Source organism: Azospirillum sp. B510 (assembly GCF_000010725.1).
In the GTDB taxonomy this organism is placed as follows: domain Bacteria; phylum Pseudomonadota; class Alphaproteobacteria; order Azospirillales; family Azospirillaceae; genus Azospirillum; species Azospirillum lipoferum_B.
In genome coordinates this window covers 2,580,884-2,607,311 of the sequence record NC_013854.1, presented here as the reverse complement: position 1 = coordinate 2,607,311, position 26,428 = coordinate 2,580,884, and the positions used below count along the sequence as shown (strand labels likewise).

Sequence of the window (26,428 nt, the reverse complement as noted above, 5' to 3'; positions counted from 1 at the left end):
CCAAGCTAACTCACGGCGCCGCCGCCGCCTATCTCGTCAACGCCGCCGCCGTCCGATCTGTTGCACGGATGCATCGGTCGCGGAGCGCTTTCGGAAGGCGCGTCCGCCGTGCTAGGACTGCGCGCCTGTTCCGTCCGCAGATCGAGTCCAGCCATGTCCACCGCCGTCCGTTTCGCCCCCAGCCCGACCGGCCGCATCCATGTCGGCAATGTGCGCCAGGCGCTCGTCAACTGGCTGTTCGCGCGCAAGACCGGCGGCAGCTTCCTTTTCCGGCTCGACGACACCGACGAGGAACGCTCCACCCGGGAATTCGCCGACGCCATCGCCGCCGACCTGACCTGGCTCGGCCTGACCTGGGACCGCTTCGCCCGCGAGAGCGACCGCTATCCGCGCTATGACGAGGCGACGGCCGCGCTGAAGGCCGCCGGCCGGCTCTATCCCTGCTACGAGACGCCGGAGGAACTGAACCTCAAGCGCGCCAGCCTGGTGTCGCAGGGCCGCCCGCCGATCTACGACCGTGCGGCGTTGCGCCTCACCGACGAGGACCGCGCCCGGCTGGAAGGGGAGGGGCGCAAGGCCCATTGGCGCTTCAAGCTGACCCCGACTCCGGTGGAATGGACCGATCTGGTCCGTGGGCCGGTGCGGTTCGAGGGCACGGCGCTGAGCGATCCCGTGCTGATCCGCGAGGATGGCCGGCCGCTCTACACCCTGACCAGCGTGGTCGACGACGTCGATTTCGCCATCACCCACGTCATCCGCGGCGAGGACCATGTCGCCAACACCGCGGTGCAGATCCAGATCTTCGAGGCCATGGGCGCCGCGGTGCCGGTCTTCGCCCATCTGCCGCTGCTGACCGATGCCGGCGGGCAGGGGCTGTCGAAGCGGCTGGGCAGCCTGTCGGTCGGCAGCCTGCGCGACGAGGACGGCATCGAGCCGATGGCGGTCAACAGCCTGCTGGCCAAGCTCGGCACCTCCGACCCGATCGAGGCGCGGCTGACGCTGGACGAGCTGGCCGCCGAGTTCGACCTGTCGAAGGTCGCGCGCGGCACGCCGAAATTCGATCCGGAGGAGCTTGGCCGGCTGAACGCCCGAATCCTGCACCTGACGCCGTTCGAGGCGGTGGCGTCGCGGCTGGAGGCGTTGGGCCTGACCGGCGCCGACGCCGCCTTCTGGGAGGCGGTGCGGCCTAACCTGGCCCGGCTGGACGATGCGCGCGACTGGTGGGCGGTGACCCATGCGCCGGTGGCGCCGCTCGTCGAGGATGCCGGCTTCCTGGCCCAGGCGGCGGCGCTGCTGCCCGACGAGCCGTGGGACCTCGGCACCTGGGGCGCCTGGACCAATGCGGTGAAGGGCGCCACCGGGCGCAAGGGCAAGGAGCTGTTCCTTCCCTTGCGCCGGGCGCTGACCGGGCGCGACCATGGACCGGAATTGAAGAACCTGCTACCCCTGATCGGACGGGCGCGCAGCCTGCGGCGCCTAGCCGGCGAAACCGCCTGAAACATCATATTTTCTGGGAGTTCGGACCGTGCCGTTGGACCTCTACAACACGCTGACCCGCCGCAAGGAGCGCTTCGAGCCGCTTCGCCCGGACCATGTCGGCATGTATGTCTGTGGTCCGACCGTCTATGACACCGCCCATATCGGCAACGCCCGGCCGGTGGTGGTGTTCGACCTGCTGTTCCGGCTGTTGTCGCGGCTCTATCCGGCGGTGACCTATGTCCGCAACATCACCGATGTCGACGACAAGATCATCGACCGCGCGCGCGACAGCGGCGAGCCGATCGACGCGCTGACCGCGCGCACCACCGACCTGTTCCATGCCGACATGGACGCGCTGAACGCGCTGCGCCCGACCATCGAGCCGCGGGCGACCCAGCATATCGGCCAGATGATCGCGCTGATCGCCACGCTGATCGAACGCGGCAACGCCTATGCGGCGGAAGGACATGTGCTGTTCTCGGTGCCGTCGATGCCGAGCTACGGCCAGCTGTCGCGCCGCTCGCTGGAGGACATGATCGCCGGCGCGCGGGTGGAGGTGGCGCCCTACAAGCGCGACGCCTCCGACTTCGTGCTGTGGAAGCCCAGCAGCCCCGACCAGCCCGGCTGGGACAGCCCCTGGGGCCGCGGCCGTCCGGGCTGGCACATCGAATGCTCCGCCATGGCGAAGGAGCATCTGGGCGTCACCTTCGATATCCATGGCGGCGGGCTGGACCTGATCTTCCCGCATCATGAGAACGAGATCGCGCAGAGCTGCTGCGCCAACGGCACCGACCGGCTGGCCCGCACCTGGGTCCACAACGGCTTCGTCACGGTCGAAGGCGAGAAGATGTCGAAGTCGCTCGGCAACTTCTTCACCGTGCACGATCTGCTGGACGAATTCCCCGGCGAGGCGATCCGCCTGACCTTGCTGAGCGCCCATTACCGCCAGCCGCTGGACTTCACCCGCGAGGGCATCCGGCAGGCCAAGGGCGCGCTCGACCGCTGGTATCAGGCCCTGCGCGGCGATCCCGCGCCGGCGGCGGCGGCGGTGCCGTTCGATGTTCTGGCGGCGCTGGAGGATGACCTGAACAGCCCGCTCGCCATCGCCCATCTGCATGAGCTGGCGACCGCGGTGAACAAGGCGAGGAGCGACGCCGAGAAGGCGGCCGCCAAGGGCGCCTTGCTGGCGGCCGGGCAGCAGCTCGGCCTGTTGCGGCAGGACCCGGAGGCGTGGTTCCGCTGGGCGCCGACCGGCGGGGTGGAAGGCCTGAGCGATGCCGAGGTCGAGCGGTTGATCATCGATCGCAAGACCGCCCGCGCCGCCAAGAACTTCGCCGAGGCCGACCGCATCCGCAAGGAGCTGGCCGACAAGGGCATCGTCCTGGAGGATGGCCCGCAGGGCACGAGCTGGAAGCGGGGGTGAGCTGGTGAGGACCCCCTCTCCCCCCAGGGAGAGGGGCACAGGGGCGGGAGAGGGCGCATCTCCCCCATCCATTGTCCTTCAATCCACAACAAATCTTCGTCAACTCTGCGGATTATCCCATAGTTCGATCCGGCCTACTCTTCTCCTCAGACAAAACCTGGCCCTTCCCGGCCCCCCTGATTTGAGGAGACCCTGACCATGATCGACCTCCGCACCGCGCTTTATGCCGTCTTCCTGCTCCGTGTCGCGCTCGGCATGCTGTTCCTGGCCCATGGTCTGGTGCTGAAGGTGCTGACCTTCACCATTCCCGGCACCGTCGGCTATTTCGAGAGCATCGGCTATCCCGGCTTCTTCGCCTATCTCGTGATCCTGGGCGAAATCGGTGGCGGCCTGCTGCTGATCGCCGGTGTCCACACCCGCTGGGTCGCGCTCGCCCTGCTGCCGATCCTGATCGGCGCCACGCTCCAGCATGTCGGCAATGGCTGGGTCTTCAATGCGCCGGGCGGCGGTTGGGAGTTCCCGGCCTTCTGGACGCTGCTGCTGGTCGTGCAGTCGCTGCTGGGGGACGGGGCCTTCGCCCTGAAAATTCCGGCGCTGACCGCCCCGGCCGGGCGCCGCGAACTGGCCTGATCCGCAACCGAAGACGGAATTCGACGGTGATGCGGCGCGGGGGAGGGGCATTTCGCCTCTTCCCCGTTCCGCGTCGCCGTCCCATTTGGTAGACAGGATGGAGACCAACCGGAGAGCCTGATGACCGTTTCGCCGAACGACCAGCACAAGACGGAGTCCTCCGGGGTCCTGAATTTGCTGGACGACCTGATCGCCAAGGCGCGCGCCGCCGGGGCGGATGCCGCCGATGCCGTGCTGTTCGACAGCGCGTCCGTCTCCCTCGCCCACCGGCTGGGCCAGACCGAGAAGCTGGAACGCTCCGAATCCGGCGATCTCGGCCTCAGGGTGTTCATCGGCAAGCGCCAGGCCATCGTCTCCTCCACCGACCGCAGCGCCAAGGCGCTGGGCGAACTGGTCGAGCGCGCCATCGCCATGGCCCGCGTGGTGCCGGAGGACGGCTTCGCCGGCATCGCCGATCCCGAGCAACTCGCCCGCGCCTGGCCCGACCTCGACATCTGCGACAGCGACGAGCCGTCGGCGGAAACGCTGATCGAGCGCGCCCGCATCGCCGAGGAGGCGGCGCTGGCGGTCGAAGGCGTCACCAATTCCGAGGGCGGCGACGCCGGCTGGAGCCGCTCGACCATCGCCATCGCCGCGTCCAACGGCTTCGCCGGCAGCTATGGCGTGTCGCGCCAGTCGCTGTCGGCCTCCGTCCTGGCCGGAACCGGCACGGGGATGGAGCGCGACTATGATTATGACAGCAAGGTTTATGGCGCCGACCTGCGCGATCCCGCCGAGATCGGCCGCGAGGCCGGCGAGCGCGCGGTGCGCCGCCTGAATCCACGCCGGGTCAAGAGCTGCAAGGTGCCGGTGGTGTTCGATCCCAGGGTGTCGCGCGGCCTGCTCGGCCACCTGACCGGCTCGATCAGCGGCCCCAGCATCGCGCGGGGCACCAGCTTCCTGAAGGACAGGATGGGGCAGCGGATCTTCGCCTCCTCCATCACCATCGTCGATGATCCGCATGTGAAGCGCGGCCTGCGCTCCCGCCCCTTCGACGCCGAGGGCGTCGAGGTGAAGCGCCGCACGCTGATCGAGGATGGCGTGCTGACCACCTGGCTGCTCGACCTGCGCTCCGCCCGGCAGCTCGGCCTGACGACCACCGGCCATGCCGCCCGTGGCACCTCCGGCCCGCCCGGCCCGGCGCCCGCCAATGTCTATATGGCCGCCGGCAAGCGCAGCCGCGCCGACATCCTGGCGGAGATCAAGGACGGTTTCTACGTCACCGACCTGATGGGCATGGGCGTCAACGGTGTCACCGGCGATTACAGCCGCGGAGCCGGCGGCTTCTGGATCGAGAACGGCCAGATCACCTATCCCGTCAATGAGATCACCATCGCCGGCAACCTCAAGGACATGTTCCTGAACATGGAGGCCGCCGACGACCTGGAGCTGCGCTTTGGCATGGATGCGCCGACCGTGCGCATCGACGGCATGACCATCGCCGGCATGTAGGCTGCACAGGGCGGAGGCATCTCCGCCCACCCCTTCATCACTTGGCATCGTTCTTGCGCGGAGAGCGGGCAACCCGAAGCGGGTTCGCCCGCTTTTTGTGCTGCATTTCCGCCACTCTGCCTGTCCAAACGTCAGCCAGGCCCTTGCGCAAATCTGCCTGACCTGTTAGCAGTTCGCCGCTTTTTTAGGCGAAATGCTGAAGGTTTGTGCAAATGGATGCGGCAAAGACAGGTGGCGACGTCCTTTTCGTGCTGATGGGCGCGGTGATGGTGCTGGCGATGCATTGCGGCTTCGCCCTGCTGGAGGTCGGGACGGTCCGGCGCAAGAATCAGGTCAACGCGCTGGTGAAGATCCTGTCGGACTTCGCCATGTCGACCATCGCCTATTTCTTCGTTGGCTATGCCGTGGCTTACGGCATCGATTTCTTCGCCGACGCCCACACGCTGGTCGGCAAGGGAAGCGGCGGCTTCGCGGCCTATGGCTATGATCTGGTGAAGTTCTTCTTCCTGGCGACCTTCGCCGCCGCGGTGCCGGCCATCGTGTCGGGCGGCATCGCCGAGCGCGCCAGGTTCTGGCCGCAGGCCGGTGCCACCCTGGCGCTGATCGCGCTGTTCTATCCGCTGCTGGAAGGCACGGTGTGGGGCACCCGCTTCGGCCTGCAAAACTGGATGGCGGCGAGTTTCGGCCAGCCCTTCCATGATTTCGCCGGGTCGGTGGTGGTGCATGCCTTCGGCGGCTGGGTGGCGCTGGGCGCGGTGCTGAACCTGGGCAACCGCCGGGGTCGCTACCGGTCCAACGGCTCGCTGATCGCCATCCCGCCGTCGAACATTCCCTTCCTGGCGTTGGGCGCCTGGGTGCTGTGCGTCGGCTGGTTCGGCTTCAACGTGATGAGCGCGCAGGTGCTGGACGGCGTGACCGGGCTGGTCGCGCTGAACTCGCTGATGGCGATGGTCGGCGGCATCGTCACCTCGCTGGTCATCAGCCGCACCGACCCCGGCTTCGTCCACAACGGCGCGCTGGCTGGTCTGGTGGCGGTCTGCGCCGGGTCCGACGTCATGCATCCGCTGGGCGCGCTGGTCACCGGCGGCATCGCCGGGCTGCTGTTCGTCTGGGCCTTCAACAAGTGCCAGATCGACTGGAGGATCGACGACGTGCTGGGCGTGTGGCCGCTGCACGGGCTGTGCGGCCTGACCGGCGGCCTGCTGGCCGGCGTGTTCGGGCAGGAGGCGCTGGGCGGGCTCGGTGGCGTGTCGATCGTCAGCCAGGCCGTCGGCACGCTGGGTGGCGCCGGCTTCGGTTTCGCCGCCGGTCTGGCGGTCTATGGCCTGCTGCGCGTCACCGTCGGCATCCGCCTCGACCCCGAACAGGAATACAAGGGCGCCGACCTGTCGCTGCACCACATCACCGCCTACCCGGAAGAGGACGCGCCGACCCTGTAATGCGCCGCGCACAAGTCCGCCGCCCCTGGGCGACTCTTGCTTTGCCGGGGCGGCGGCTTTAGTGTCCGGCGCGAACTCCTCCCCCTCACGACGCCGGATTTTGACCGCCCCATGAAGGCCGCCATCGTCGTTTTCCCCGGCTCCAACCGCGAACGCGACGCCGTCGCCGCGCTGGAGGCCGTCAGCGGGACCAAGCCGCATCTGGTCTGGCACCGCGACACCGAACTGCCCAAGGTCGACCTGATCGTCGTGCCCGGCGGCTTCTCCTATGGCGATTACCTGCGCTCCGGCGCCATGGCGGCGCATTCGCCGATCATGCGCGAGGTGAAGGCGCGGGCCGATCAGGGCGTGCGCGTCCTCGGCGTCTGCAACGGCTTCCAGATCATCACCGAGGCCGGGCTGCTGCCCGGCGCGCTGATGCGCAACGGTGCCTTGAAGTTCGTCTGCCGCGTCCAGCATCTGCGGGTGGAGAACACCGACAGCCCCTTCACGAGGAAATACGCGAAGGGCCAGATCGTCCGTTACCCGGTCGCCCATGGCGACGGCAATTACTGGACCGACGCCGAGACGGTGAAGCGGCTGGACGGTGAAGGCCAGGTCGCCTTCCGCTATGTCGGCGACGAGGCGCGGGCCGATCCGCGCGGCAACCCCAACGGCTCGGTGTCCGACATCGCCGGCATCTTCAACGCCAAGCGCACCGTGCTCGGCCTGATGCCGCATCCCGAGGACGCGGTGGAGGCCCTGCACGGCAACACCGACGGCAAGCCCATGTTCGAAGGTCTGGTGGAGGCCCTGTCGTGAGCGCTGAAGCTACCAAGGCGCAGGAGCGTCCGGTCACCGCCGAACTTGCCAAGGAGTTCGGCCTGTCCGCCGAGGAGTACCGGAACGCCCTGGACATCCTGGGCCGCACCCCGACCTTCACCGAGCTGGGCATCATCTCGGTCATGTGGTCGGAGCATTGCTCCTACAAGTCGTCCAAGCTGTGGCTGAAGACCCTGCCGACCACCGGCCCGCAGGTGATCTGCGGCCCCGGCGAGAATGCCGGCGTGGTCGATATCGGTGACGGCGACGCCGTCATCTTCAAGATGGAGAGCCACAACCACCCGTCCTTCATCGAGCCCTACCAGGGTGCGGCGACGGGCGTCGGCGGCATCCTGCGCGACGTGTTCACCATGGGCGCGCGTCCCATCGCCAACATGAACGCGCTGCGCTTCGGCGATCCCTCCCATCCCAAGACCCGCCATCTGGTGTCGGGCGTGGTCGCCGGCATCGGCGGCTACGGCAACTGCGTCGGCGTGCCGACCGTGGGCGGCGAGACCAACTTCCACCCGGCCTACAACGGCAACATCCTGGTCAACGCCATGACCGTGGGTGTCGCCAAGACCGACAGGATCTTCTATTCGGCCGCCGCCGGCATCGGCAACCCGGTCGTCTATGTCGGGTCCAAGACCGGCCGCGACGGCATCCACGGCGCCACCATGGCCTCGGCCGAGTTCACCGAGGATTCGGAGGAGAAGCGCCCGACCGTGCAGGTCGGTGACCCCTTTACCGAGAAGCTGCTGATCGAGGCCTGCCTGGAGCTGATGGAGACCGACGCCATCGTCGCCATCCAGGACATGGGTGCCGCCGGCCTGACCTCGTCGTCGGTCGAGATGGCCGGCAAGGGCGGGCTTGGCATCGAGCTGACGCTCGACAGCCTGCCGATGCGCGAACAGGCGATGACGCCCTATGAGATCATGCTCTCCGAAAGCCAGGAGCGCATGCTGATCATCCTGAAGCCCGGCCGCGAGGAGGTGGCGAAGGCCATCTTCGACAAGTGGGAGCTGGATTTCGCCGTCATCGGCCATCTGACCGACACCGGCAACCTCGTCATCAAGATGTATGGCGAGACCTGGTGCGACATGCCGATCGCCCCGGTGTCCAACGCCGCCCCGGAATACGACCGCCCGTGGGAGCCGACGCCGAAGGCGTCCGATGTCGACGACGGCGTGCTGGCCGGCTACTCCGCCGACCTCGGCGACACGCTGACCAAGCTGTTCGGCTGCCCCGATCTGGCCTCCAAGCGCTGGATCTGGGAGCAGTATGACAGCCTTGTCGGCGGCGACACCCGCTTCATGTCGGGGCAGGCCGACGCCGCGGTCGTCCGCGTGCCGGGCCAGACCAAGGCGGTCGCCATCACCACCGATTGCACCCCGCGCTATTGCCTGGCCGACCCGGTCGAGGGCGGCAAGCAGGCGGTGGCCGAGGCGTGGCGCAACCTGTCGGCGGTCGGCGCCCTGCCGCTCGCCATCACCGACAATATGAACTTCGGCAACCCCGAGAAGCCGCGGATCATGGGCCAGTTCGTCGGCGCCGTCCAAGGCATCGGCGAGGCCTGCAAGGCGCTGGACTTCCCGGTCGTGTCGGGCAACGTCTCGCTCTACAACGAGACCAACGGCGAGGCGATCCTGCCGACCCCGGCGATCGGCGGCGTCGGCATCATGCCGGACGCGATGATCGCCGTCGGCATCGCCTTCCGTGGCGAGGGCGACGTGATCCTCGCGGTGGGTGAGACGAAGGGCCACATCGGCCAGTCGATCTTCCTGCGCGAGATCCTCGGCCGTGAGGAGGGGGCTCCCCCGCCGGTCGATCTGGCGGTGGAGCGCCGCAACGGCGACTTCGTCCGCGGCCTGATCCGCGAGGGTCTGGTGGTGTCGAGCCACGACGTCGCCGACGGCGGCCTGATCGTCACCATCGCCGAGATGGCGCTGGCCGGCGGCATTGGCGCCCACCTGACCGGCTTCGACGGCGCTTCGCCGCGCGTGCTGTTCGGCGAGGACCAGGGCCGTTACGTCCTGGCCGTCCGGGCCGATGCCGTCGCGGCGGTGCAGGAGAAGGCCAAGGCGGCAGGCGTGCCGGTCAGCGTGCTCGGCGAGACCCGCGGCACCGCGCTGTCGGACCGTGGCGGCGACATCGTCTCGCTGAAGCGTCTGCGCGACGCCAACGAGAACTGGCTGCCGGACTATATGGCGGCCGAGCTGTAAGACGGCGGGGCCGTCTTAAGACCAGGTTGTCCAGAGACCGGCGGGGCCGCTTCGCATGAGGCGGCCCCGTCCGTTTTTTCGCCGAACCGTGGCCTCCAGTCCTTGCGGGGGGATGCGGAACATCCGTTATCGTGTACATAGCGGTGAATCGCGCTAAACTCCCCTCAAAGGGGTTGAATCGGCGCAGGGCGGGGGAATGGGGTTTTCAGTCACCTTCTGGGGCGTGCGCGGCACGATTCCCTGTCCGATGGCGTCACATCTGGGGTTCGGCGGCAACACCTCCTGCGTCGAGGTGCAGGCCGGCAGGCAGCGCATCATCATCGACGCCGGAACGGGGCTGCGGATGCTGGGCCGCAAGCTGCTGGCGGAGGGGGTGACCAGCGCCACGCTGTTGCTGAGCCATACCCATCTCGATCATATCAGCGGCTTTCCCTTCTTCGCGCCGGCCTATACCAAGGGCTTCGGCCTCCGGGTGATCTCGGGCCATCTCACCGGCAGCCCCGACATCGAATCGGTGATGGCGCGGCAGATGGAGCGGCCGCTGTTTCCGGTGCCGCTGCGCACGATGGGCGGCGACCTGAGCTTCATCGAGGTGCCGCCCGGCCACAGCTTCAAGCTGGAGGGCGGGGTGCGCATCCACACCGCGGCGCTGAACCATCCCGATGGCGCCACCGGCTACCGGATCGAATATCAGGGCCGGTCGATAGCCTATGTCACCGACACCGAACATGTGCCGGACCGGCCCGACCGCAACATCCTGAACCTCGTGGACGGTGTGGATCTGCTGCTCTACGACTCGACCTACACCGACGAGGAGTGGGGGCAGCGGATCGGCTGGGGCCATTCCACCTGGATGGAGGCGGTGCGGATCGCCCGCGCCGCCCATGTGAAGAGGCTGGGCCTGTTCCACCACGACCCCGACCATGACGACGCCGCCATGGAACGGATCGAAGCGGCGGCCAAGCTGGAGTTCCAAAACTGCTTTGCCGCGCGCGAGGGAACCACCATCTCCCTCGACTGACATTTCCTGCGCATCGGGCATCATGACGGCAACCATCCTGATTCTGTTCACCGCCACCTATCTGGGCATGGCGCTCGGCGGCTTTCCCGGCCTGCGCATCGACCGCACCGGCATCGCGCTGGTCGCCGCCATCCTGCTGCTGGCGACCGGGGCGCTCGACACCGCCGCCGCCGTGGCGGCGATCGATTTCCCGACGATCTTCATCCTGCTGGGGCTGATGATCCTGTCGGCGCAATATGCCGGCAGCGGTTTCTACGACTGGTGCGCGCTGAAGGTGGCGCAGGCGGCGCGGTCGCCGGCGCGGCTGCTGGCGGTGATCGTGCTGGTCGCCGGCGGGCTGTCGGCGGTGCTGGCCAACGACGTGGTCGTCTTCGCCATGACGCCGATGCTGTGCCTGGGGTTGCAGGCGCGCAAGCTCGACCCCCGGCCCTATCTGATCGGGCTGGCGGGGGCCGCCAATGCCGGATCGGCGGCGACGATGATCGGCAATCCGCAGAACATCCTGATCGGGCAGGTCGGGCATCTCGATTTCTGGCGCTTCCTGGCGGTGTGCGGCGTGCCGGCGCTGGCGGCGATGGCCATCGCCTATGCCACCGTCTGGCTGGTCTGGCGCGGCCGTTTCGGTATGCCGGAGGAGGTCGGGCATGAGGAAGCGGGGCGGGCGGCCCCGCGGCTCGACCGCTGGCAGCTTGGCAAGGCGGTGGCGGCGACGCTGGTGCTGCTGGTGCTGTTCACCCGCGCCATCCCCCAGGAGCATGCGGTGCTGCTGGTGGCCGGCGTGATGATGATCAGCCGGCGCATGGCCAGCCGCGACATGCTGGGCATGGTCGACTGGCATCTGCTGGTGCTGTTCGGGGCGCTGTTCGCCATCAACCATGCGCTGGGGCTGACCGGCCTGCCGGCGGCCCTGGTCGGCGACCTTCAGGCCGCGGGGTGGCTGCCCGACCGGCTGGCGGTGATGCTGCCGCTGTCGCTGGCCGGCAGCAACAGCATCGGCAACGTCCCGGCGGTGATCCTGCTGCTGGCCGCCTGGCCGTCGCCGCCGGAGGGCGCGCTCTATGGGCTGGCGCTGCTGTCGACCCTGGCCGGCAATCTGCTGCTGCCGGGCAGTCTCGCCAACATCATCGTGGCCGAGCGGGCGGCGGTGGCCGGTGTCCGGCTGGGGTTCGTCGAGCATGCCCGCTGCGGCGTGCCGATGGCGTTGCTGTCGATGGCGGTCGCCGCCGTCTGGCTTTGGGCCGGAGGCTGGATGGGATTCTGAGCGCGGCCAGCGGAGGTGGACCAACGGCGGGAGAGGCTCCGCAAGCCTCTTCTGCCGGGTGCGGCAAATAGGGTAATCTGATTAGGTGCCGCTGTCGCGGTGCTGCCATTGGTGCGCCGGACGGGGCGCCGGGGTCGGGAGAGCGCTGTGAGTCTTGTCGGCCAATTCCTTGAATTTATCGAAAGTGCCCCGGATCAGTCGCTGCGCGCGATCAGCGACCGGGTGCTGCGCAAATGCCGGGAACTGACGGGGGCGGAGGCCGGCACGGTCTTCATGCTGCGTGGGCAGGGGCGTTCCCGGACGCTGGAGGCGGTCAGCGCCCAGAACGACGTCATCCGCGCCAAGCCGACCCTGTTTTCCGTGCCGGTCAACCAATCCTCGATCGTCGGCTATGTCGCGGCGACCGGGGAGACGCTGCTGCTGGAGGATGCCTACGCCATCCCGGCGGACCGGCCTTACAGCTTCAACCCCGCCTTCGACCAGCGCACCGGCTTCCGCACCCGCTCCATCATGGCCTTCGCCCTCAAGGGCTTCCGTGACCGGCCGATCGGCGTGGTGCAGCTGATCAACCGCCACCCGGCGGAGGGGCCGCCGGTCTTCCTGCCGGACCATGAGCAGGTGATCGCCCCGGTCAACCACATCGTCGGCCGTGCGCTGGAACGCGCGGCGACGCTGGAGCGGCTGACCGAGCGCAACCGCGCCCTGACCAAGGAGCGTCGCCGCGTCGCCGAGCTCCAGGTGGAGACGGAGCGTGCCTTCATGGTGTCGGTCAACCTGCTGGCCCGTGCCGCCGAGGTGCATGACGAGGAGACCGGCAACCACATCCTGCGCGTCAACGAATATTCCCACGCGCTGGCGACCTGGGCCGGTTGCAGCCGAGCCTTCTGCGACGAGATCCACTTTTCCGCCGCCCTGCATGATGTCGGCAAGATGAGCGTGGATCAGGCGGTTTTGCACAAGAAGGGCCGGCTCGACGAGCGTGAATTGGCGGAAATGAAGCGCCATCCGATCTATGGTCACGACATCCTGGTCGCGTCGGACCGCTTGAAGATGGCCGCCGAGATCGCGCTGTGCCATCACGAGCAATGGGCCGGTACCGGCTATCCCCGCGGACTGCGGGGGGAGGAGATTCCCCTGGCCGCCCGCATCGTCGCCATCGCCGACTGTTACGATGCCCTGCGCAGCGCCCGGCCCTACAAGCCGTCATTCAGCCATGAGAAGACGGTCGGCATCCTGCTCGACGGCGACGACCGCCTGGACCCCAAGATCCATTTCGACCCGCATCTGCTGTCGCTGTTCGCCAGCCGTCACGCGGAGTTCGACGCGATCTGGGAGCGGCTGAAGGATCACGAGAAGATCGAGGCGGCGGCGGACGCGTGACGTCCGCTCTGGGCGTCACGCGTCCGCAGCGTCAGGAAAGCCGCCTCACTCCGCCGGAGTGGTCGCGGCGAGCGCGCGGCGGCGGACCCAGCAGACGCTCTTGATGGCGAGCCACAGGCCACCGATGGCGAGGCCGGACAGCAGCAGGATCTTCGGGCCATCCTCGCCGATGGCGGCGGCGGCCTCGCCGAACAGGTAGCCCGCGCCGGCGAAGCTCCAGGCCCAGATGCCGGCGGCGATGAAATTCCAGAACAGGAAGCGCGACCATGGCATGCCGGAGGTGCCGATGGCGACCGACGCGATGTTGCGAACGCCATAGAGGAAACGGAACACCATGATGAAGGCCACGCCGTATTTCTCCAGCCAGCCCAGGATCCGGCTGGCATGGGCGTCGGCCGAGGGGAACCGGGCGAGCGCTCTTTTACCCCAGCGACGTCCCAACCAGAACCAGAGCTGGTCGCCCATGAAGCTGCCGATCCACACCGACCCGACCAGCCAGTACAGGTTGACGATACCGAGCTTGGCGCCCATCCCGCCGAAGATTACAAATGTTTCACCTTCAAAAAAGGCCCAGATAAAGGCCAGCGGGTAAAAGGCGTTCCCCCATTCCTGCAACCACGTGATCCAGTCCAAAGCTCCCTCCGGGAGACGTCGCTTGTGGGTTCGTCGCACCCCGTGGCATTTTGCGACCGCTTTATTGTGCGATGCGGCATCCACGGCATAGGCTGGCGCCGATCATGACATAAAGCCGAACCTTTTGTCTCGGAAACTTTATTCACTAAGGAGTCACCCCAGTCGTGAGACGCGGGTCAGAAATCTTCGCCGGACAGCTCGCCGACGGCCTGCCGCGCGGCCCGCAGAAGCGTCGGGTTCGGCTCCTGCGGCATATCGCCATCCCCGCCATCGGTATCACCCTGGTCGGGGGCGGCGCGTCGTTTCAGCTCGCGCGCGGCCTCGATCAGCAGATGGGCCAGCCGCTGGTCGGGCAGGGCCTGCACCAGCGCCCGCAGTTCCGGGTTGGACAGTGCTGCCGGATCGAAGGCCGGCGGTGGTGGGGGCGGGGCTGGTGGGACGAGCGGCAGCAGCGTCGCGACATGGGGCGCCGTCGCCGCCCTGGATGACGGGACGGCTTCCCGCACCATGTCCACCGCGACCTGGGCGGCCATGGTCGAGGGCGCGCTTCCTGGTGCGGCGGCCCGTGACCGGCGCGGCTTGCGCGCCGGTTCCGTCGCCGGCAGGTCGTCGAACAGAAGCCGTTGGACGCTCATCGTTGCAGATGCCCCCTGCGCTCCGCATTAGCCGCCGCTGTCACAGCTGCGGCCGTTTCCGTTCACTCGCGGTTTGCGATGTGTTCCCTTTTCATTCTAGGAAGAGCGTCCGGTTTGTCGAGCGGATTCTGAGGGCTAGGGTTGGGGTGCAGGGTCGCCGCCCACCGTTTCCAGGAAGCGTTCGGGGCGCAGCACCCGCGTCTCCCCGGCCCGGCGCACCGACAGGAGCTGACGGTCGACCGTCACCAGCCAGGGTGCCGAGCCGCCGACGGCGGCGGCCAGGAACATGTCGTCCTCGGGATCGCGGCACAGCCGGCCGACCTCGGCCGGGGTGACCAGCTCCGTCTCCGCCCTGATCCGTTCCAGAAAGGCGCGGCGATCGGCCGCGGCGGCATAGCGGTCGAAGGTCGGGCGCATCAGCACCTCCTCCAATTCGGCCAGCGTCTCGACGCTGCCGACCAGACCGCGGTCCGCGCGCACCCGCTCGACGCAACGGCGGATCGCGTCGTGACGCCGCGCCACGGCGCTTCCCATCAGCGCATAGGCCACCAGGATGTTGGTGTCGAGCACGGCCCGGAGCGGTGGCGGGCGCGACCCGGAAGCCGTAGCGGATGCGGCGATGTCACGGCCAAACATTGATGGATCGCACAGCCATATCGGTTGAAGTTGTTGGGCATATCACCATGCATCTGTTGTGGGCGGGGGCGCTTTGAGGTAACAAGCCTGCAAGGTGTGATTGGAACTTTTAGGACGGAAGTATCGGCATGACCAGCATCCTCGTCGTCGACGACAGCCGACTGGCGCGCAACATGGTCTCCAGCGTCATCGCCTCGTTGCGCCCCGACTGGACGATCATCACCGCGTCGAGCGGCGAGGAGGCCTTGGAGATCATCGGCGAGATTCCCCCCGTGGCCGCCATCGTCGATTACAACATGCCGGGCCTGGACGGGTTGACCCTGGCCGAGCGGCTGACGGAACGCTTCGCCGGCCTGCCCATCGGCCTGCTGACCGCCAATGTGCAGGATGCGCTGCGGCGCAAGGCCGAGGCGCTGGGCGTCCGCTTCATCGCCAAGCCGATCACTTCGGACAAGATCCGCGATTTCCTCGCCGCGTCGGGGCAGTGACGCCGATGGCCGCGCCCGAATCCCCCAAATCCGCCACCGGGCCGGCGGCGCGGGAGCCCTTCCGTCTCGACGCCGACGAGGCCGATGCCATCGCCGAGCTGTTCAATATCGGCATGGGCGAGCCGGCCGCCGCCCTCAGCGCCATGCTGGGGGAGGAGGTGCATCTGTCGGTGCCGTCCTTCGCGGTGTCGACCCGCGCCCGCATCACCAGCGAGGTCGGCGGCGACCTGGAGGGCGGCGATCCGGACGATGTGCGGCCGGTCTGCGCCGTGCGCGGGTCCTTCACCGGCCCCTTCACCGGGGAGGCGCTGCTGATCTTTCCCGAACGCGGCACGCTGGCCCTGGCCGGCCGCCTGGTTCCCGTCGATCCCGCCGCCGAGGCGCCGGGCGAGATGGAGCAGGATGTGCTGACCGAGATCGGCAACATCATCCTGAACGGCTGTCTCGCCAGCCTGTCCAACCTGATCGGCGGGGAGATCGTCGGCGCGGTGCCGGGCTATGGTGCCGGCGCACCGGCGGCGGTCATCGGCTCCGCCACCGATCCGGTGCTGTTCGTGCGCATCGACATGGCGCTGGCGGCGGGCGACGCCCGCGGGCATGCGCTGTTCCTGATGGACATCGCCTCGCTCGACGCCTTCCGCGAGGCGATCCGCCGGGCGATGGCGGGGTTGTGACAGAGAAGCTCAAGGGAGGGTTGAGGCTTTTGCCCCCTCCCTAACCCTCCCCCGCGAGAGCGGGAGAGGTTAGGTGGGGGTCTAACGTCCCACCTCCAAGCCTCACCCCTCGATCTTCGAGAAGTCGGCCACCGCGTTCAGCGTCGTGCGGATCTGCGTCAGCAGGCGCAGGCGGTTGGCGCGCAGGTCCTTGTCCTCCGCGTTCACCGTGACCTTGTCGAAGAAGGCGTCCACCGGGCCGCGCAGATTCGCCAGCGCCGCCATGGTGCCGGTGAAGTCCTCCGCGTCCAGCAGCGGCTTGGCGGTGGCCGAGGCCCCGTTCAGCGCGGCGGACAGCGCCGTCTCCTCGTCCTGGGCCAGACGGGCGGCATCGACCGGCTGGTCGAAGCTGATGCCGTCCTTCTTCTCCTCGATGCGGACGATGTTGGAGGCGCGCTTGTAGGCCGCCAGCAGATTGGCGCCCTCCTCGGAGCCGACGAAGGCCTGCAAAGCCTTCACGCGGGCCAGCAAGCGCACCAGATCATCCTCGCCGCCGAGCGCGAAGACGGCATCCACCAGATCGTGACGCACGCCCTGCTCGCGCAGCACCACCTTCAGGCGATCGGCGAAGAAGGACATCAGGCCGTCCGTCGTCCAATCGGACCAGACTTCTCTACGTGAAGGAATGCTCTCTAACGCCTTTCCAAACTTCTGAAGCGACTTGCTTCCAGTCGCCTCCGGCTCATGCTCAATGATTCTCCCTTGGGCATAGTGAGAATTGAAGGCGAAGCCAGTAATATCAGTCAGGCGGAGGCGCAAATCGTTTGTGAGGATAAGTCGGATAACGCCCAACGCCGCACGGCGCAGCGCGTAGGGGTCCTTCGAGCCCGTCGGCTTTTCGTCGATGGCGAAGAAGCCAACAAGCGTGTCGATCTTGTCGGCCAGCGCCACCGCGACCGAAACCGGCACTGTCGGGCAGGAATCGGACGGACCGACCGGCTTGTAATGGTCGGCAATGGCGTCGGCGACATCGTCGCTCTCACCCTGATCCTTAGCATAGTAGCGGCCCATGATCCCCTGAACCTCGGGGAACTCACCGACCACTTCGGTTACAAGATCAGCCTTGCAGAGTTCAGCTGCGCGATTGGCTGCCTTTACGTCGGCGCCGATGATGCGGGCGATCTCTGCGGCCAACAGTTGGATGCGGGTTACCTTTTCCGCCACTGTGCCCAAATTGGCGTGGAAGGTGATCTTCTCCAGGGACGACTTACGGTCTTCCAGCTTGGTCTTGTGGTCCTGGTCCCAGAAGAACTTGGCGTCGGACAGGCGGGCGCGCAGCACGCGCTCGTTGCCGGCGACCACCGCCTTGCCGCCGTCCAGCGTCTCGGTGTTGGCGACGACGATGAAGCACGGCGCCATCCGGCCCTCGGCGTCCAGCACGGCGAAATATTTCTGGTGGGTGCGCATGGAAGTGATCAGCACCTCCGACGGCACGTCCATGAAGCTCTCGTCGATGGAACCCATCAGCACGACCGGCCACTCGACGAGGCCGGCGACCTCCTCCAGCAGTGCGTCGTCGGGCGACAGGGTCAGGCCCTGGCTGGCGGCCAGCGCCTCGGCGTCGGCCTTGATCTTGGCCTTGCGCTCCTCGCGGTCGAGCACGACCTTGGCGGCCAGCAGCTTCTCCCGGTAATCGGCGAAGCTCTCCACCGTGAAGGCGTCGGGAGCCAGGAAACGGTGGCCGCGGGTGCTGTCGCCGAAGGCGATGCGGCCCTGGGCGCCGCCGATGTCATAGCCGCCGTCGAGCACGCGCCCGCCGAACAGTGCGATGATCGAATGCAGCGGACGGACCCAGCGCGCGGTGCCGGTTCCCCAGCGCATCGACTTCGGCCAGGGCAGCTCGGCCATGGCGGCGGGGATGATCTCCGCGAGCACCTCGGCGGTCTCGCGGCCCTTCTTCTCGGTCACCGCGAAGTAGAACACGCCCTTGCCGGTGTCACGCTGCTCGCACTGGTCGAGGCTGTCGAGCCCGGCCGACTTCAGGAAGCCGGCGACCGCCTGTTCCGGCGAGCCGACGCGCGGACCCTTCTTCTCTTCCTTGATGTCTTCGGTGCGATCCGGAAGTCCATTGACCACCAGCGCAATCCGACGAGGGGTGGACTGCTCTACGGCAGCTTGGAAGCCCAAACCAGCGGCCGCAAGCTTCTCAACGATCAGACGGCGAAAATCCAGCGCAGCTTTCGCTTGCATGCGCGCCGGAATTTCTTCCGAGAACACCTCGACGAGAAGTTCGTTATTCAGGATCTGAGCCATGTTCTTACTTCGCCCCCGTCCAGGCTTCGCAGCAGGCCTTGGCCAGCGCGCGCACGCGGCCGATATAGGCGGCGCGCTCGACAACGCTGATCACGCCGCGGGCGTCCAGCAGGTTGAACAGATGCGACGCCTTGATGCACTGGTCATAAGCGGGCAGCGCAAGGTTCCGCGCGACCAGCGCCTGGCACTCGGCCTCGGCGTCCTTGAAATGCTGGAGTAGCATGTCGGTGTTGGCGAACTCGAAATTATGCTTCGAATATTCGACCTCGGCGCGCTTGAACACGTCGCCGTATTTCACCCCCTGGCCGTTGAAGTCCAGGTCATAGACATTCTCGACACCCTGCACATACATGGCGAGGCGTTCCAGGCCATAGGTCAGCTCGACCGCGACGGGGTCGCATTCGATACCGCCGACCTGCTGGAAATAGGTGTACTGCGTCACCTCCATGCCGTCGCACCACACCTCCCAGCCCAGGCCCCAGGCGCCCAGCGTCGGGCTTTCCCAGTCATCCTCGACGAAGCGGATGTCGTGCAGGGCCGGGTCGATGCCGATGGCGCGCAGGCTGTTCAGATACAGCTCCTGCGGGTTGGCCGGCGACGGCTTCATGATCACCTGATACTGGTAATAATGCTGAAGCCGGTTCGGATTCTCGCCATAGCGGCCGTCCTTCGGCCGGCGCGACGGCTGGACATAGGCCGCCTTCCAGGGATCGGGGCCGAGCGCCCGCAGCGTGGTCGCGGGGTGGAAGGTGCCGGCGCCGACCTCCATGTCGTAGGGTTGCAGGATGACGCACCCCTGCTCCGACCAATATTGGTGGAGCTTGAGGATCAGGGCCTGGAACGACAGGCCGCGGCGGTCGGCGGAGTTTCCGCCGTCGGAAGTCCCGATCTGGGAGGCCATGGACGGTCCACAATGAGAAATGTTGAAAACGCGCCGCACGATAGGCGGGTGCCACCGCCAAATCAAGCCGCAGCGCGGCAACGGCGCCGTCGCCGTCAGCGCCCGTAGGGGCAGGCGGCGCGGCCGCAGGACACGGCGGAGCGGGGGGCGACATAGGCGCCGCATTCCGGACATTTCTCCATGTCCTCCGCCTCCATCGCCGCGGGCCGGACCCCGGCGTCCCGGTAGGCGGGGCCGCCTGCGGCATCGCGCCGCCCATCCTGGCGGTGGGCGTCCTGATGGCGGGCGTCCTGCCGGCGGGCGGCGGTGCGGGCGCGGCCGACCTTCTGCACGCGGTTGACCCAGCGCCAGCCGAACCACACCGCGCCGATCACCAGCGCAAGGAGGAGAATCTTGGACAAGGACATCATCGCCGGCAACCCGTCTGATCGTCCGGGCATTCAGCCCGCAGGCGACGGGATGTCAAGGGAATAGAAGGAGGCGGGACCGCCGCGAAGGGCCGCGGTCCCGCTCGATCGGCCGCCTTACTTGGCGGCGACGGCCGGACGCCAGCTGTAGACCGGGACCAGGCCGTAGGTGCGGGTCATGTCGGCCTGCCGCACGCTGCGCACCAGTATCTCGGCGCCGGTGGCGACGCGGATGTCGGTGCCGAGCAGGCCGCAATCCTCGGGCGCGATGTTGACGCACTGGGTGGCGTCGACACGGTTCAGCACGATGTCGAAGGGCAGGCCGTTGCGGGCGTAGACGCCGAGCAGGCCGGGGGCGGAGGTCGCCGTGCTCAGGGTGACCACGCCGGCGGGCAGGGCGCGGTCGTTGGCCGCCGTCGGGCGCTGGTTGTGGCTTTCGTCCCACACGGGCTGGCCCGAGGCGTCCAGCTTGGACTGGGCCGCGGCACCGCCGCTGAAGCCGGCGCCGGCCAGGGTCGCGACGCTTACCGCCGCCAGGGCCATGATCGCCATCCGAAACCGCAACATCGTCATACTCCGTTCTTGTGGCTTGTTGTTCGGGCGCTTGGTCGGCGAGCGAGGCCGGGGAAAGGGCCTCGTGTCCGTCCTTCCGCCGCAATCGATCGCTCCACTCGCGTTCAAGCCATATAGTGTCTAGCGGGCCGCGCCGCCTTAGGCCAGACCGGCTAGCCGGGAAAATTCATGAGGGTTGGCGGGTGTAGCGGCATCCGTTGAGCGGCCGTAGGATTTGGGTGCTGACGCCAACTCCTGCCGTTTCCGGAGCGCCCACCCGCCATGGTTGATCATACCCTGCCGCTGCCCGGCCTGTCACCCGTTGCTGGAAAGCCGGTGATCGGGCGCTTTGATGGCGGCCGCCTGTCCTCCGATGGCGGGCTGCTGGTGCTGCGGGAGGTGGCGAAGCGGCTGCGGATTGCCGATCGGCTGGCCGCCTGTATTGAGGACCCGCGCGATCCAACGCGCACCGTGCATTCGCTGGCCGACATCATCGGCTTTCGCCTGCTGGCCATCGCGGCGGGCTACGAGGACGGCAACGACGCCGGCAGCCTACGCTCCGACCCGCTGTTCAAGATGGCCCTGGAACGCCTGCCGTCCGAGCGTGACCTTTGCTCGCAAGCCACCATCTCGCGCCTGGAGAACCTGCCGGATACCCGCGCACTGCTGCGCATGGGCCGAGCCATGGTCGATCTCTACTGCGCGTCCTTTCGCCAGGTGCCCAAGCGCATCGTGCTGGATGTAGACGACACCTTCGACACGGTGCATGGCGGTCAGCAGTTGCGCCTGTTCAACGCCCATTACGACGAGTACGGCTTCCAGCCCATCGTTGTCTTCGACGGCAACGGCCGCTTTGTCACCGCTGTGCTGCGCCCAGCCAAGCGGCCCAAGGGGACGGAGATCCGGACCTTCCTGCGTCGCCTGCTCCGCGCCATTCGGGCAAACTGGCCCAAGACCGAGATCCTGCTGCGCGCCGACGGCCATTACGCCTGCCCGGAGGTGCTGGACTGGTGCGAGGCGGAGGGGCTCGACTACGTGCTCGGTCTGCCGACCAGCAGCACACTGCGCCGTCACGTCACCACGCTGGAGGCCAGCACCGCGGCGCGCTTCCAGGCCATGCCCGGAGCCGACAAGGTGCGCCGCTTCAAGGAATTCTATGACGGGGCCAGCACCTGGAGCCGGGTCCGCCGCATCGTCGCGCGCGTCGAGGCAGGAGACCAGGGCACCGACAGCCGCTTCATCGTCACCAACCTACGCCACGGCACGGGTCGCTGGCTGTATGCCGGCCTGTATTGCGCGAGGGGACAGGCGGAAAATCATATAAAAGCCTGGAAATCCCACCTTGCCGCAGACCGGACCTCCTGCACCAAGGCGACGGCCAACCAGTTCCGCCTGTTCCTGCACGCCGGGGCGTACTGGCTGCTGTGGAGCCTGCGCTCGCTGATGCCGAAACGCTCCCGCTGGCGCACGGTGCAATTCGACACCTTGCGGCTGCGCTTGGTGAAGACCGCCGCGCGTATCGTGGAGATGAAGACGCAGATCAAGGTGCACCTGCCGACCAGCGCGCCTGATCAGGCGATCATCCACCTCGCCCTCGGCCGCATGCCCCGGCTCATCTGCTGAGCACCGGGGCAGCGTGCCCCAGCCGTCACCCAATCCCCTCCACCACCAACTCCGACACCGTCACGCCGCCGTCAGCGCGGCGGCCGACGACGCGCGCCCATACAGCCCAACGTTGATCATCTCAACGCGGCGACCAGACCGCTCGCCACCCTGGTGAATAAAGGCGGCTAGGGAATTCGCGCTAAACGGCATCGGACGAAACGGGTGGACGATACGCCCTTCCCGGGAAGGGGCGGGCATTTCCCGACGGAGTCTCCCTTTTCGCGAGGGGAATGGCTGGGTATTCCCCATTATGTCGCTCGCCACACGATGGAGCATTTTTCCACGATAGGCGATCCGTCATTATCCCGGTATATCGGGGTCCATCCGTTTGCAGTGCGGTAGGCGCGTACGGCGCATCCGAACGTGGAAGGGCGATGGTGTTGTCAAGGGTTCAGCAGAACATTCGGTCGGTCGCGGAGCCGATCCTGGAGACCCGTCGGTTGCTCCTGCGTCCGACCAGGGCCGAAGATTTCGAGCCTTGGGCCGCCATGATGGCCGATGAGGAGGTGACGAGGCATATCGGCGGCGTCCAGCCCCGCCCCATCGCCTGGCGCGGGTTCGTCGCGGTGGCCGGAGCCTGGATGATCCAAGGCTTTTCCATGTTTTCCGTGATCGAGAAGTCCACAGGCCTTTGGGTCGGTCGGGTCGGTCCCTGGGTTCCGGAAGGCTGGCCCGGAAACGAGGTCGGTTGGGCGATCATGCGCAGTCATTGGGGGCGTGGCTATGCCGTGGAAGCCGCGACGGCCGCCGTCGATTGGGCCTTTGAAACGCTTGGCTGGGACGATGTGCTGCACACCATCAATCCGCAGAATTTCGCATCCAAGGCGGTTGCCCGGCGTCTTGGCGGCCACCTGAGCGGTCTTGCGCCATTGCCCGAGCCGATGGCCCAGCCGATGGCGGAATTCTGGCGGCAAAGCCGGGAACGCTGGTACGCCCGCCCGCGAATTTCGGCCTGCTAGACTCTTCCGCCGTGTCATATCGCCCGTCACCAGGATCCGTATCGGTTGTTTTGATGGAAACAATACCCTTGATCCTATATTCGCATAGCAAATATGATGGGATCGCATGGGTGGTGTCCCATTGGCTCTCTCGATGGTGGAGGATCGCGTATGGCTACGATGACCGCGGTTGATCTTATCAAGCGCCTTGCTACCGACTCATCCTTTCGTGCGGTTCTTGGCGGCGGGGACATGAAGGCGAAGCGCGACACGCTTGCCCGTCACGGCTTTGCCAAGGTTGAGGCGGCGGACCTTCGGGCGATGGCGCAGCCATCCGCGGTTGCCGGCCGCGGCGACCTTGCGGCGACCTCTCCGAGCGCCGCCAGCGGTACTGGCGAGTCGTCCGGTCAGTCCGTCGAGGCCTATTTTGCGGCGGCTGGCTTCGCGTCAGCTGGCTTCGCGGCGGCCGGTTTTGGGTCTGCGGCATATGGCTCGTCAGCTTTTGGTTCGGCTGCATACTCCTCACCCACCTGATGAGGGGCAGGGGGCGGAATTGAGGGAGAAGATGTGAAACCCCAATCCTTACGCCCCACATATTCTCTGAGATATTCGATCATTCCTCTTTGAGGAAGCGATTGGATCGTTGGGTTTTATGATTTCATGCGTTGAAGGACTTCCCATATTTCGGTGAATCCTTCAACGCATGAATTTCCGTGCCGACGTCTTTCCAGAACTCTTTCCGGCTGGCCAGCCGGCATTGTAATGGAAATTAAATAATCAGCTTAAATGCCGTTTGATACAATTTTTAGGTAGCATTTTTCCTGATTGCCTATGTTATTGGTCCGGTCAGTCATATGATTCCGACCCAATCGCATTTGCAGACGGTGTAGGAGGGGCAAAATGGCCAACGAGAAGGCGCTCGACCTCATTAAGCGCCTTGCTACCGATGGTGGCTTCCGAGACCAGCTTAACGGTGCGGACGCCGCCGGGAAGCAAGCGATTCTCGCTCAGAACGGCTTCGGCGACATCACCGCGGATGATGTGCGCTCGGTTGCCGCCCAAGCTTTCGGCGCCCTGGCGGAGGGCGGCGAGGTGAATTCCGGCCTCGCGGCTGAATCCATCGCGACGGCCGCTTCCTCGGTGGCGGCGGCCCCTGCGGCCTGCGTGTCCCTCCAGGCGCATCCGGCGGCTGTCGCCAGCCTGTCGTCGCTGTTCGCCGTTCCGGCGATCGCCCAGGCGGCGTCGCTGTTCACGGCGCCCGCCGCCACGTCGGCGCCGTCCGCGCCTGCGGCTTGCGCGTCGTTGCAGGCGCATCCGGCGGCTGTCGCCAGCCTGTCGTCGCTGTTCGCCGTTCCGGCGACCGCCCAGGCGGCGTCGCTGTTCACGGCGCCCGCCGCCACGTCGGCGCCGTCCGCGCCTGCGGCTTGCGCGTCGTTGCAGGCGCATCCGGCGGCCGTCGCCAGCCTGTCGTCGCTGTTCGCCGTTCCGGCGACCGCCCAGACGGCGTCGCTGTTCACGGCGCCCGCCGCCACGTCGGCGCCGTCCGCGCCTGCGGCTTGCGCGTCGTTGCAGGCGCATCCGGCGGCCGTCGCCAGCCTGTCGTCGCTGTTCGCCGTTCCGGCGACCGCCCAGACGGCGTCGCTGTTCACGGCGCCCGCCGCCACGTCGGCGCCGTCCGCGCCTGCGGCTTGCGCGTCGTTGCAGGCGCATCCGGCGGCCGTCGCCAGCCTGTCGTCGCTGTTCGCCGTTCCGGCGACCGCCCAGACGGCGTCGCTGTTCACGGCGCCCGCCGCCACGTCGGCGCCGTCCGCGCCTGCGGCTTGCGCGTCGTTGCAGGCGCATCCGGCGGCCGTCGCCAGCCTGTCGTCGCTGTTCGCCGTTCCGGCGACCGCCCAGGCGGCATCGCTGTTCTCGGTTCCCGCCGCGGTCGCCAGCCTGTCGTCGCTGTTCGGGGTTCCGGCCTCCGCGCCGGCTCAGGTGACGCCGTCGACGGAGACGCAAGCCGCGACGGCGGATGATGCCGGCAAGGACACCGCCGGCAAGGACACCATCGCCTGAGATGTGGCAGGGCCGGCTTCCCACGAAGCCGGCCCCTTCGCAAATTTCCGGAAGCTGTAGATGCGAGCTTCGACAAATCCGGCAACGCCCGGTCATGCCTCCCCTCTTCCTGACAATCAGCCGCATCCAACCGCCGGCATAAGGTTGGGGGACGGTGTATACACGGCGGCGAAGCGTTTCTTTACCGGCACCCACCGGACGGCCACCCCGGAAGAGACACTGGCCCGCATCACCCCTCATTTGGCCCGCTGCGGCATCACCAGGCTGGCGGACGTGACCGGCCTGGATCGTGTCGGTATCCACACCGTTCTTGGGCACCGCCCGAACAGCTCGACCCTGGCGGGAAGCGCTGGAAAGGGCTTCAGCCTGGTGGCGGCGACGGTGTCGGCGGCGATGGAGGGGATCGAGTGCTATCACGCCGAGACGATGCGTCTGCCCCATGTCGAGGCCGCCTGGAACGATCTGCCCGAGGATGGGCGCATCCCGCTGGACCGCATGCCGGGCAGCAAGGACAGCGCCTTCCAGCCCGACAGGCCGGAATATTGGACCTGGGGATGGGATCTGATCGGTGGCCGCCGCATCGCCGCGCCCTGGACCGCGGTCGGTCTCCACAGCGTCCCCGGCGCCCGGCCCGGCCCGCGGAGCTTCTACGCCGCCGGCACCAACGGTCTGGCCAGCGGCAATCACATTCTTGAGGCCGTCGTCTCCGGGCTGTGCGAGGTGATGGAGCGCGATGCGGTGTCCTGCTGGGGCAGTGCCTGCGACCAGCTCCAGATCCCGACGCCGCGGGTCGATCTGACCAGCATCGATCATCCCACGGTCCGCGATCTGCTGAACCGTTTCGAGGCCGCGGGCGTCCGCCCCCTGCTGTTCGACGTCACCAATGATCTCGGCCTGCCCAGCTACATGGCGATGGTTTACGATCGCGATGTGCGGAACATGGGAATGAGCCGTGGTTACGGCAGCCATCTGGAGCCGGCCGTCGCCATGTGCCGCGCCCTGACCGAGGCGGTCCAGGCCCGTCTGGTGATGATCGCCGGTTCCCGCGACGATTTCTTCCGCAGGGACATGATCCGCAACCAGAACGCCGATGGCAGCGCCGGAATCGCCGCGCTGGAGGCGCAGCCGGCAACGGTCGATGGGCGCCGGCATGCCGACCTGTCCACGCCGACCTTCGAGGGCGACATCACCGTCCTGCTCGGCCTGTTGCAGCGGGTGGGCCTGTCGCAGGTCCTGGTCTTCGATCTGACCCAGCCCGAGATGGGAATTCCGGTGGTCAGGGTTCTGGTTCCCGGCCTGGAGGGCTATCGTTTCGATTTCTACGCGGCCGGATCGCGTGCGCACGGCTTCACCGAAATGGTCAGGACGCGGATGGCCGCCGGGGCAGGCGTGGCGTGACGGG

The 26,428-nt window shown here is 67.3% G+C and carries 24 protein-coding genes; 17 read left to right on the top strand and 7 right to left on the bottom strand.

The window, feature by feature from the left end:
- Window positions 1–153 precede the first annotated feature (153 nt).
- The 10 genes from gltX to AZL_RS12155 all read left to right on the top strand — a co-directional run bounded on the left by gltX (window position 154) and on the right by AZL_RS12155 (window position 13,147).
- Window positions 154–1,497: a glutamate--tRNA ligase gene (gene gltX, locus AZL_RS12200; RefSeq protein WP_012974856.1), complete on the top strand. Its 1,344-nt coding sequence runs from the start codon at window positions 154–156 to the stop codon at window positions 1,495–1,497.
- 28 nt (window positions 1,498–1,525) lie between these two features.
- On the top strand, window positions 1,526–2,902 hold the full coding sequence (gene cysS, locus AZL_RS12195; RefSeq protein ID WP_012974855.1) for a cysteine--tRNA ligase: 1,377 nt from the start codon (window positions 1,526–1,528) through the stop codon (window positions 2,900–2,902).
- Window positions 2,903–3,100: 198 nt separating this feature from the next.
- A complete protein-coding gene (locus tag AZL_RS12190; protein ID WP_012974854.1) occupies window positions 3,101–3,532 on the top strand; it encodes a DoxX family protein in 432 nt (143 codons plus the stop codon).
- A 120-nt stretch (window positions 3,533–3,652) separates the two neighbouring features.
- Window positions 3,653–5,023: a TldD/PmbA family protein gene (locus AZL_RS12185; RefSeq protein ID WP_012974853.1), complete on the top strand. Its 1,371-nt coding sequence runs from the start codon at window positions 3,653–3,655 to the stop codon at window positions 5,021–5,023.
- A 212-nt stretch (window positions 5,024–5,235) separates the two neighbouring features.
- On the top strand, window positions 5,236–6,462 hold the full coding sequence (locus AZL_RS12180) for an ammonium transporter (protein WP_012974852.1): 1,227 nt from the start codon (window positions 5,236–5,238) through the stop codon (window positions 6,460–6,462).
- Window positions 6,463–6,573: 111 nt separating this feature from the next.
- Window positions 6,574–7,263, top strand: coding sequence for a phosphoribosylformylglycinamidine synthase subunit PurQ (gene purQ, locus AZL_RS12175; protein ID WP_012974851.1), 690 nt, complete (start codon window positions 6,574–6,576; stop codon window positions 7,261–7,263).
- Window positions 7,260–9,485, top strand: coding sequence for a phosphoribosylformylglycinamidine synthase subunit PurL (purL, locus tag AZL_RS12170; protein ID WP_012974850.1), 2,226 nt, complete (start codon window positions 7,260–7,262; stop codon window positions 9,483–9,485). The genes purQ and purL overlap by 4 nt, the downstream gene beginning before the upstream one ends.
- Before the next feature lie 196 nt (window positions 9,486–9,681).
- Window positions 9,682–10,506, top strand: coding sequence for an MBL fold metallo-hydrolase (locus tag AZL_RS12165; protein ID WP_012974849.1), 825 nt, complete (start codon window positions 9,682–9,684; stop codon window positions 10,504–10,506).
- A gap of 22 nt (window positions 10,507–10,528) precedes the next feature.
- Window positions 10,529–11,767, top strand: a complete 1,239-nt coding sequence (locus tag AZL_RS12160; RefSeq protein WP_012974848.1) for an SLC13 family permease — start codon at window positions 10,529–10,531, stop codon at window positions 11,765–11,767.
- 147 nt (window positions 11,768–11,914) lie between these two features.
- Window positions 11,915–13,147, top strand: a complete 1,233-nt coding sequence (locus AZL_RS12155) for a GAF and HD-GYP domain-containing protein (RefSeq protein WP_148219304.1) — start codon at window positions 11,915–11,917, stop codon at window positions 13,145–13,147.
- A 45-nt stretch (window positions 13,148–13,192) separates the two neighbouring features.
- Here AZL_RS12155 and AZL_RS12150 read toward each other — a convergent pair whose 3' ends face one another.
- From AZL_RS12150 to AZL_RS12140, 3 genes are all read right to left on the bottom strand, one after another.
- Complete coding sequence (locus tag AZL_RS12150; protein WP_247894205.1) at window positions 13,193–13,678, bottom strand: DedA family protein; 486 nt, start codon at window positions 13,676–13,678, stop codon at window positions 13,193–13,195.
- A gap of 278 nt (window positions 13,679–13,956) precedes the next feature.
- Window positions 13,957–14,415 (bottom strand): hypothetical protein, encoded by a 459-nt coding sequence (locus tag AZL_RS12145; protein ID WP_012974845.1) that lies wholly within the window; start codon window positions 14,413–14,415, stop codon window positions 13,957–13,959.
- Window positions 14,416–14,550: 135 nt separating this feature from the next.
- A complete protein-coding gene (locus tag AZL_RS12140) occupies window positions 14,551–14,985 on the bottom strand; it encodes a putative toxin-antitoxin system toxin component, PIN family (protein WP_247894204.1) in 435 nt (144 codons plus the stop codon).
- A 194-nt stretch (window positions 14,986–15,179) separates the two neighbouring features.
- On the opposite strand from AZL_RS12140, the gene AZL_RS12135 reads away from it, so the two are divergent.
- The gene (locus AZL_RS12135) at window positions 15,180–15,539 is read left to right on the top strand and encodes a response regulator (protein WP_012974843.1); all 360 of its coding nucleotides are present in this window, start codon (window positions 15,180–15,182) and stop codon (window positions 15,537–15,539) included.
- Between the two features lie 5 nt (window positions 15,540–15,544).
- On the top strand, window positions 15,545–16,213 hold the full coding sequence (locus AZL_RS12130; protein ID WP_148219303.1) for a chemotaxis protein: 669 nt from the start codon (window positions 15,545–15,547) through the stop codon (window positions 16,211–16,213).
- Window positions 16,214–16,315: 102 nt separating this feature from the next.
- Here the strand turns inward: AZL_RS12130 and glyS are convergent, their stop codons facing one another.
- The 4 genes from glyS to AZL_RS12110 form a co-directional block, all read right to left on the bottom strand.
- The gene (gene glyS, locus AZL_RS12125; protein ID WP_012974841.1) at window positions 16,316–18,505 is read right to left on the bottom strand and encodes a glycine--tRNA ligase subunit beta; all 2,190 of its coding nucleotides are present in this window, start codon (window positions 18,503–18,505) and stop codon (window positions 16,316–16,318) included.
- 4 nt (window positions 18,506–18,509) lie between these two features.
- Window positions 18,510–19,406, bottom strand: coding sequence for a glycine--tRNA ligase subunit alpha (locus AZL_RS12120; RefSeq protein ID WP_012974840.1), 897 nt, complete (start codon window positions 19,404–19,406; stop codon window positions 18,510–18,512).
- A gap of 95 nt (window positions 19,407–19,501) precedes the next feature.
- Window positions 19,502–19,813, bottom strand: coding sequence for a hypothetical protein (locus AZL_RS12115; protein WP_247894337.1), 312 nt, complete (start codon window positions 19,811–19,813; stop codon window positions 19,502–19,504).
- Window positions 19,814–19,930: 117 nt separating this feature from the next.
- Window positions 19,931–20,380 carry a hypothetical protein gene (locus AZL_RS12110; RefSeq protein ID WP_148219302.1) on the bottom strand — a complete coding sequence of 150 codons (450 nt, stop codon included), beginning with the start codon at window positions 20,378–20,380 and terminating at the stop codon, window positions 19,931–19,933.
- A 267-nt stretch (window positions 20,381–20,647) separates the two neighbouring features.
- Here AZL_RS12110 and AZL_RS12105 point away from each other — a divergent pair, with 267 nt between their 5' ends.
- The 5 genes from AZL_RS12105 to AZL_RS12080 all read left to right on the top strand — a co-directional run bounded on the left by AZL_RS12105 (window position 20,648) and on the right by AZL_RS12080 (window position 26,424).
- On the top strand, window positions 20,648–21,988 hold the full coding sequence (locus AZL_RS12105; RefSeq protein WP_012973088.1) for an IS1380-like element ISAzs3 family transposase: 1,341 nt from the start codon (window positions 20,648–20,650) through the stop codon (window positions 21,986–21,988).
- Between the two features lie 530 nt (window positions 21,989–22,518).
- The gene (locus tag AZL_RS12100) at window positions 22,519–22,989 is read left to right on the top strand and encodes a GNAT family N-acetyltransferase (RefSeq protein WP_247894203.1); all 471 of its coding nucleotides are present in this window, start codon (window positions 22,519–22,521) and stop codon (window positions 22,987–22,989) included.
- A 150-nt stretch (window positions 22,990–23,139) separates the two neighbouring features.
- Complete coding sequence (locus tag AZL_RS36310; protein ID WP_042443067.1) at window positions 23,140–23,502, top strand: hypothetical protein; 363 nt, start codon at window positions 23,140–23,142, stop codon at window positions 23,500–23,502.
- Window positions 23,503–23,868: 366 nt separating this feature from the next.
- On the top strand, window positions 23,869–25,026 hold the full coding sequence (locus tag AZL_RS12085; protein WP_012974837.1) for a hypothetical protein: 1,158 nt from the start codon (window positions 23,869–23,871) through the stop codon (window positions 25,024–25,026).
- Between the two features lie 144 nt (window positions 25,027–25,170).
- Window positions 25,171–26,424, top strand: coding sequence for a YcaO-like family protein (locus tag AZL_RS12080; protein WP_247894202.1), 1,254 nt, complete (start codon window positions 25,171–25,173; stop codon window positions 26,422–26,424).
- Window positions 26,425–26,428: the final 4 nt, after the last annotated feature.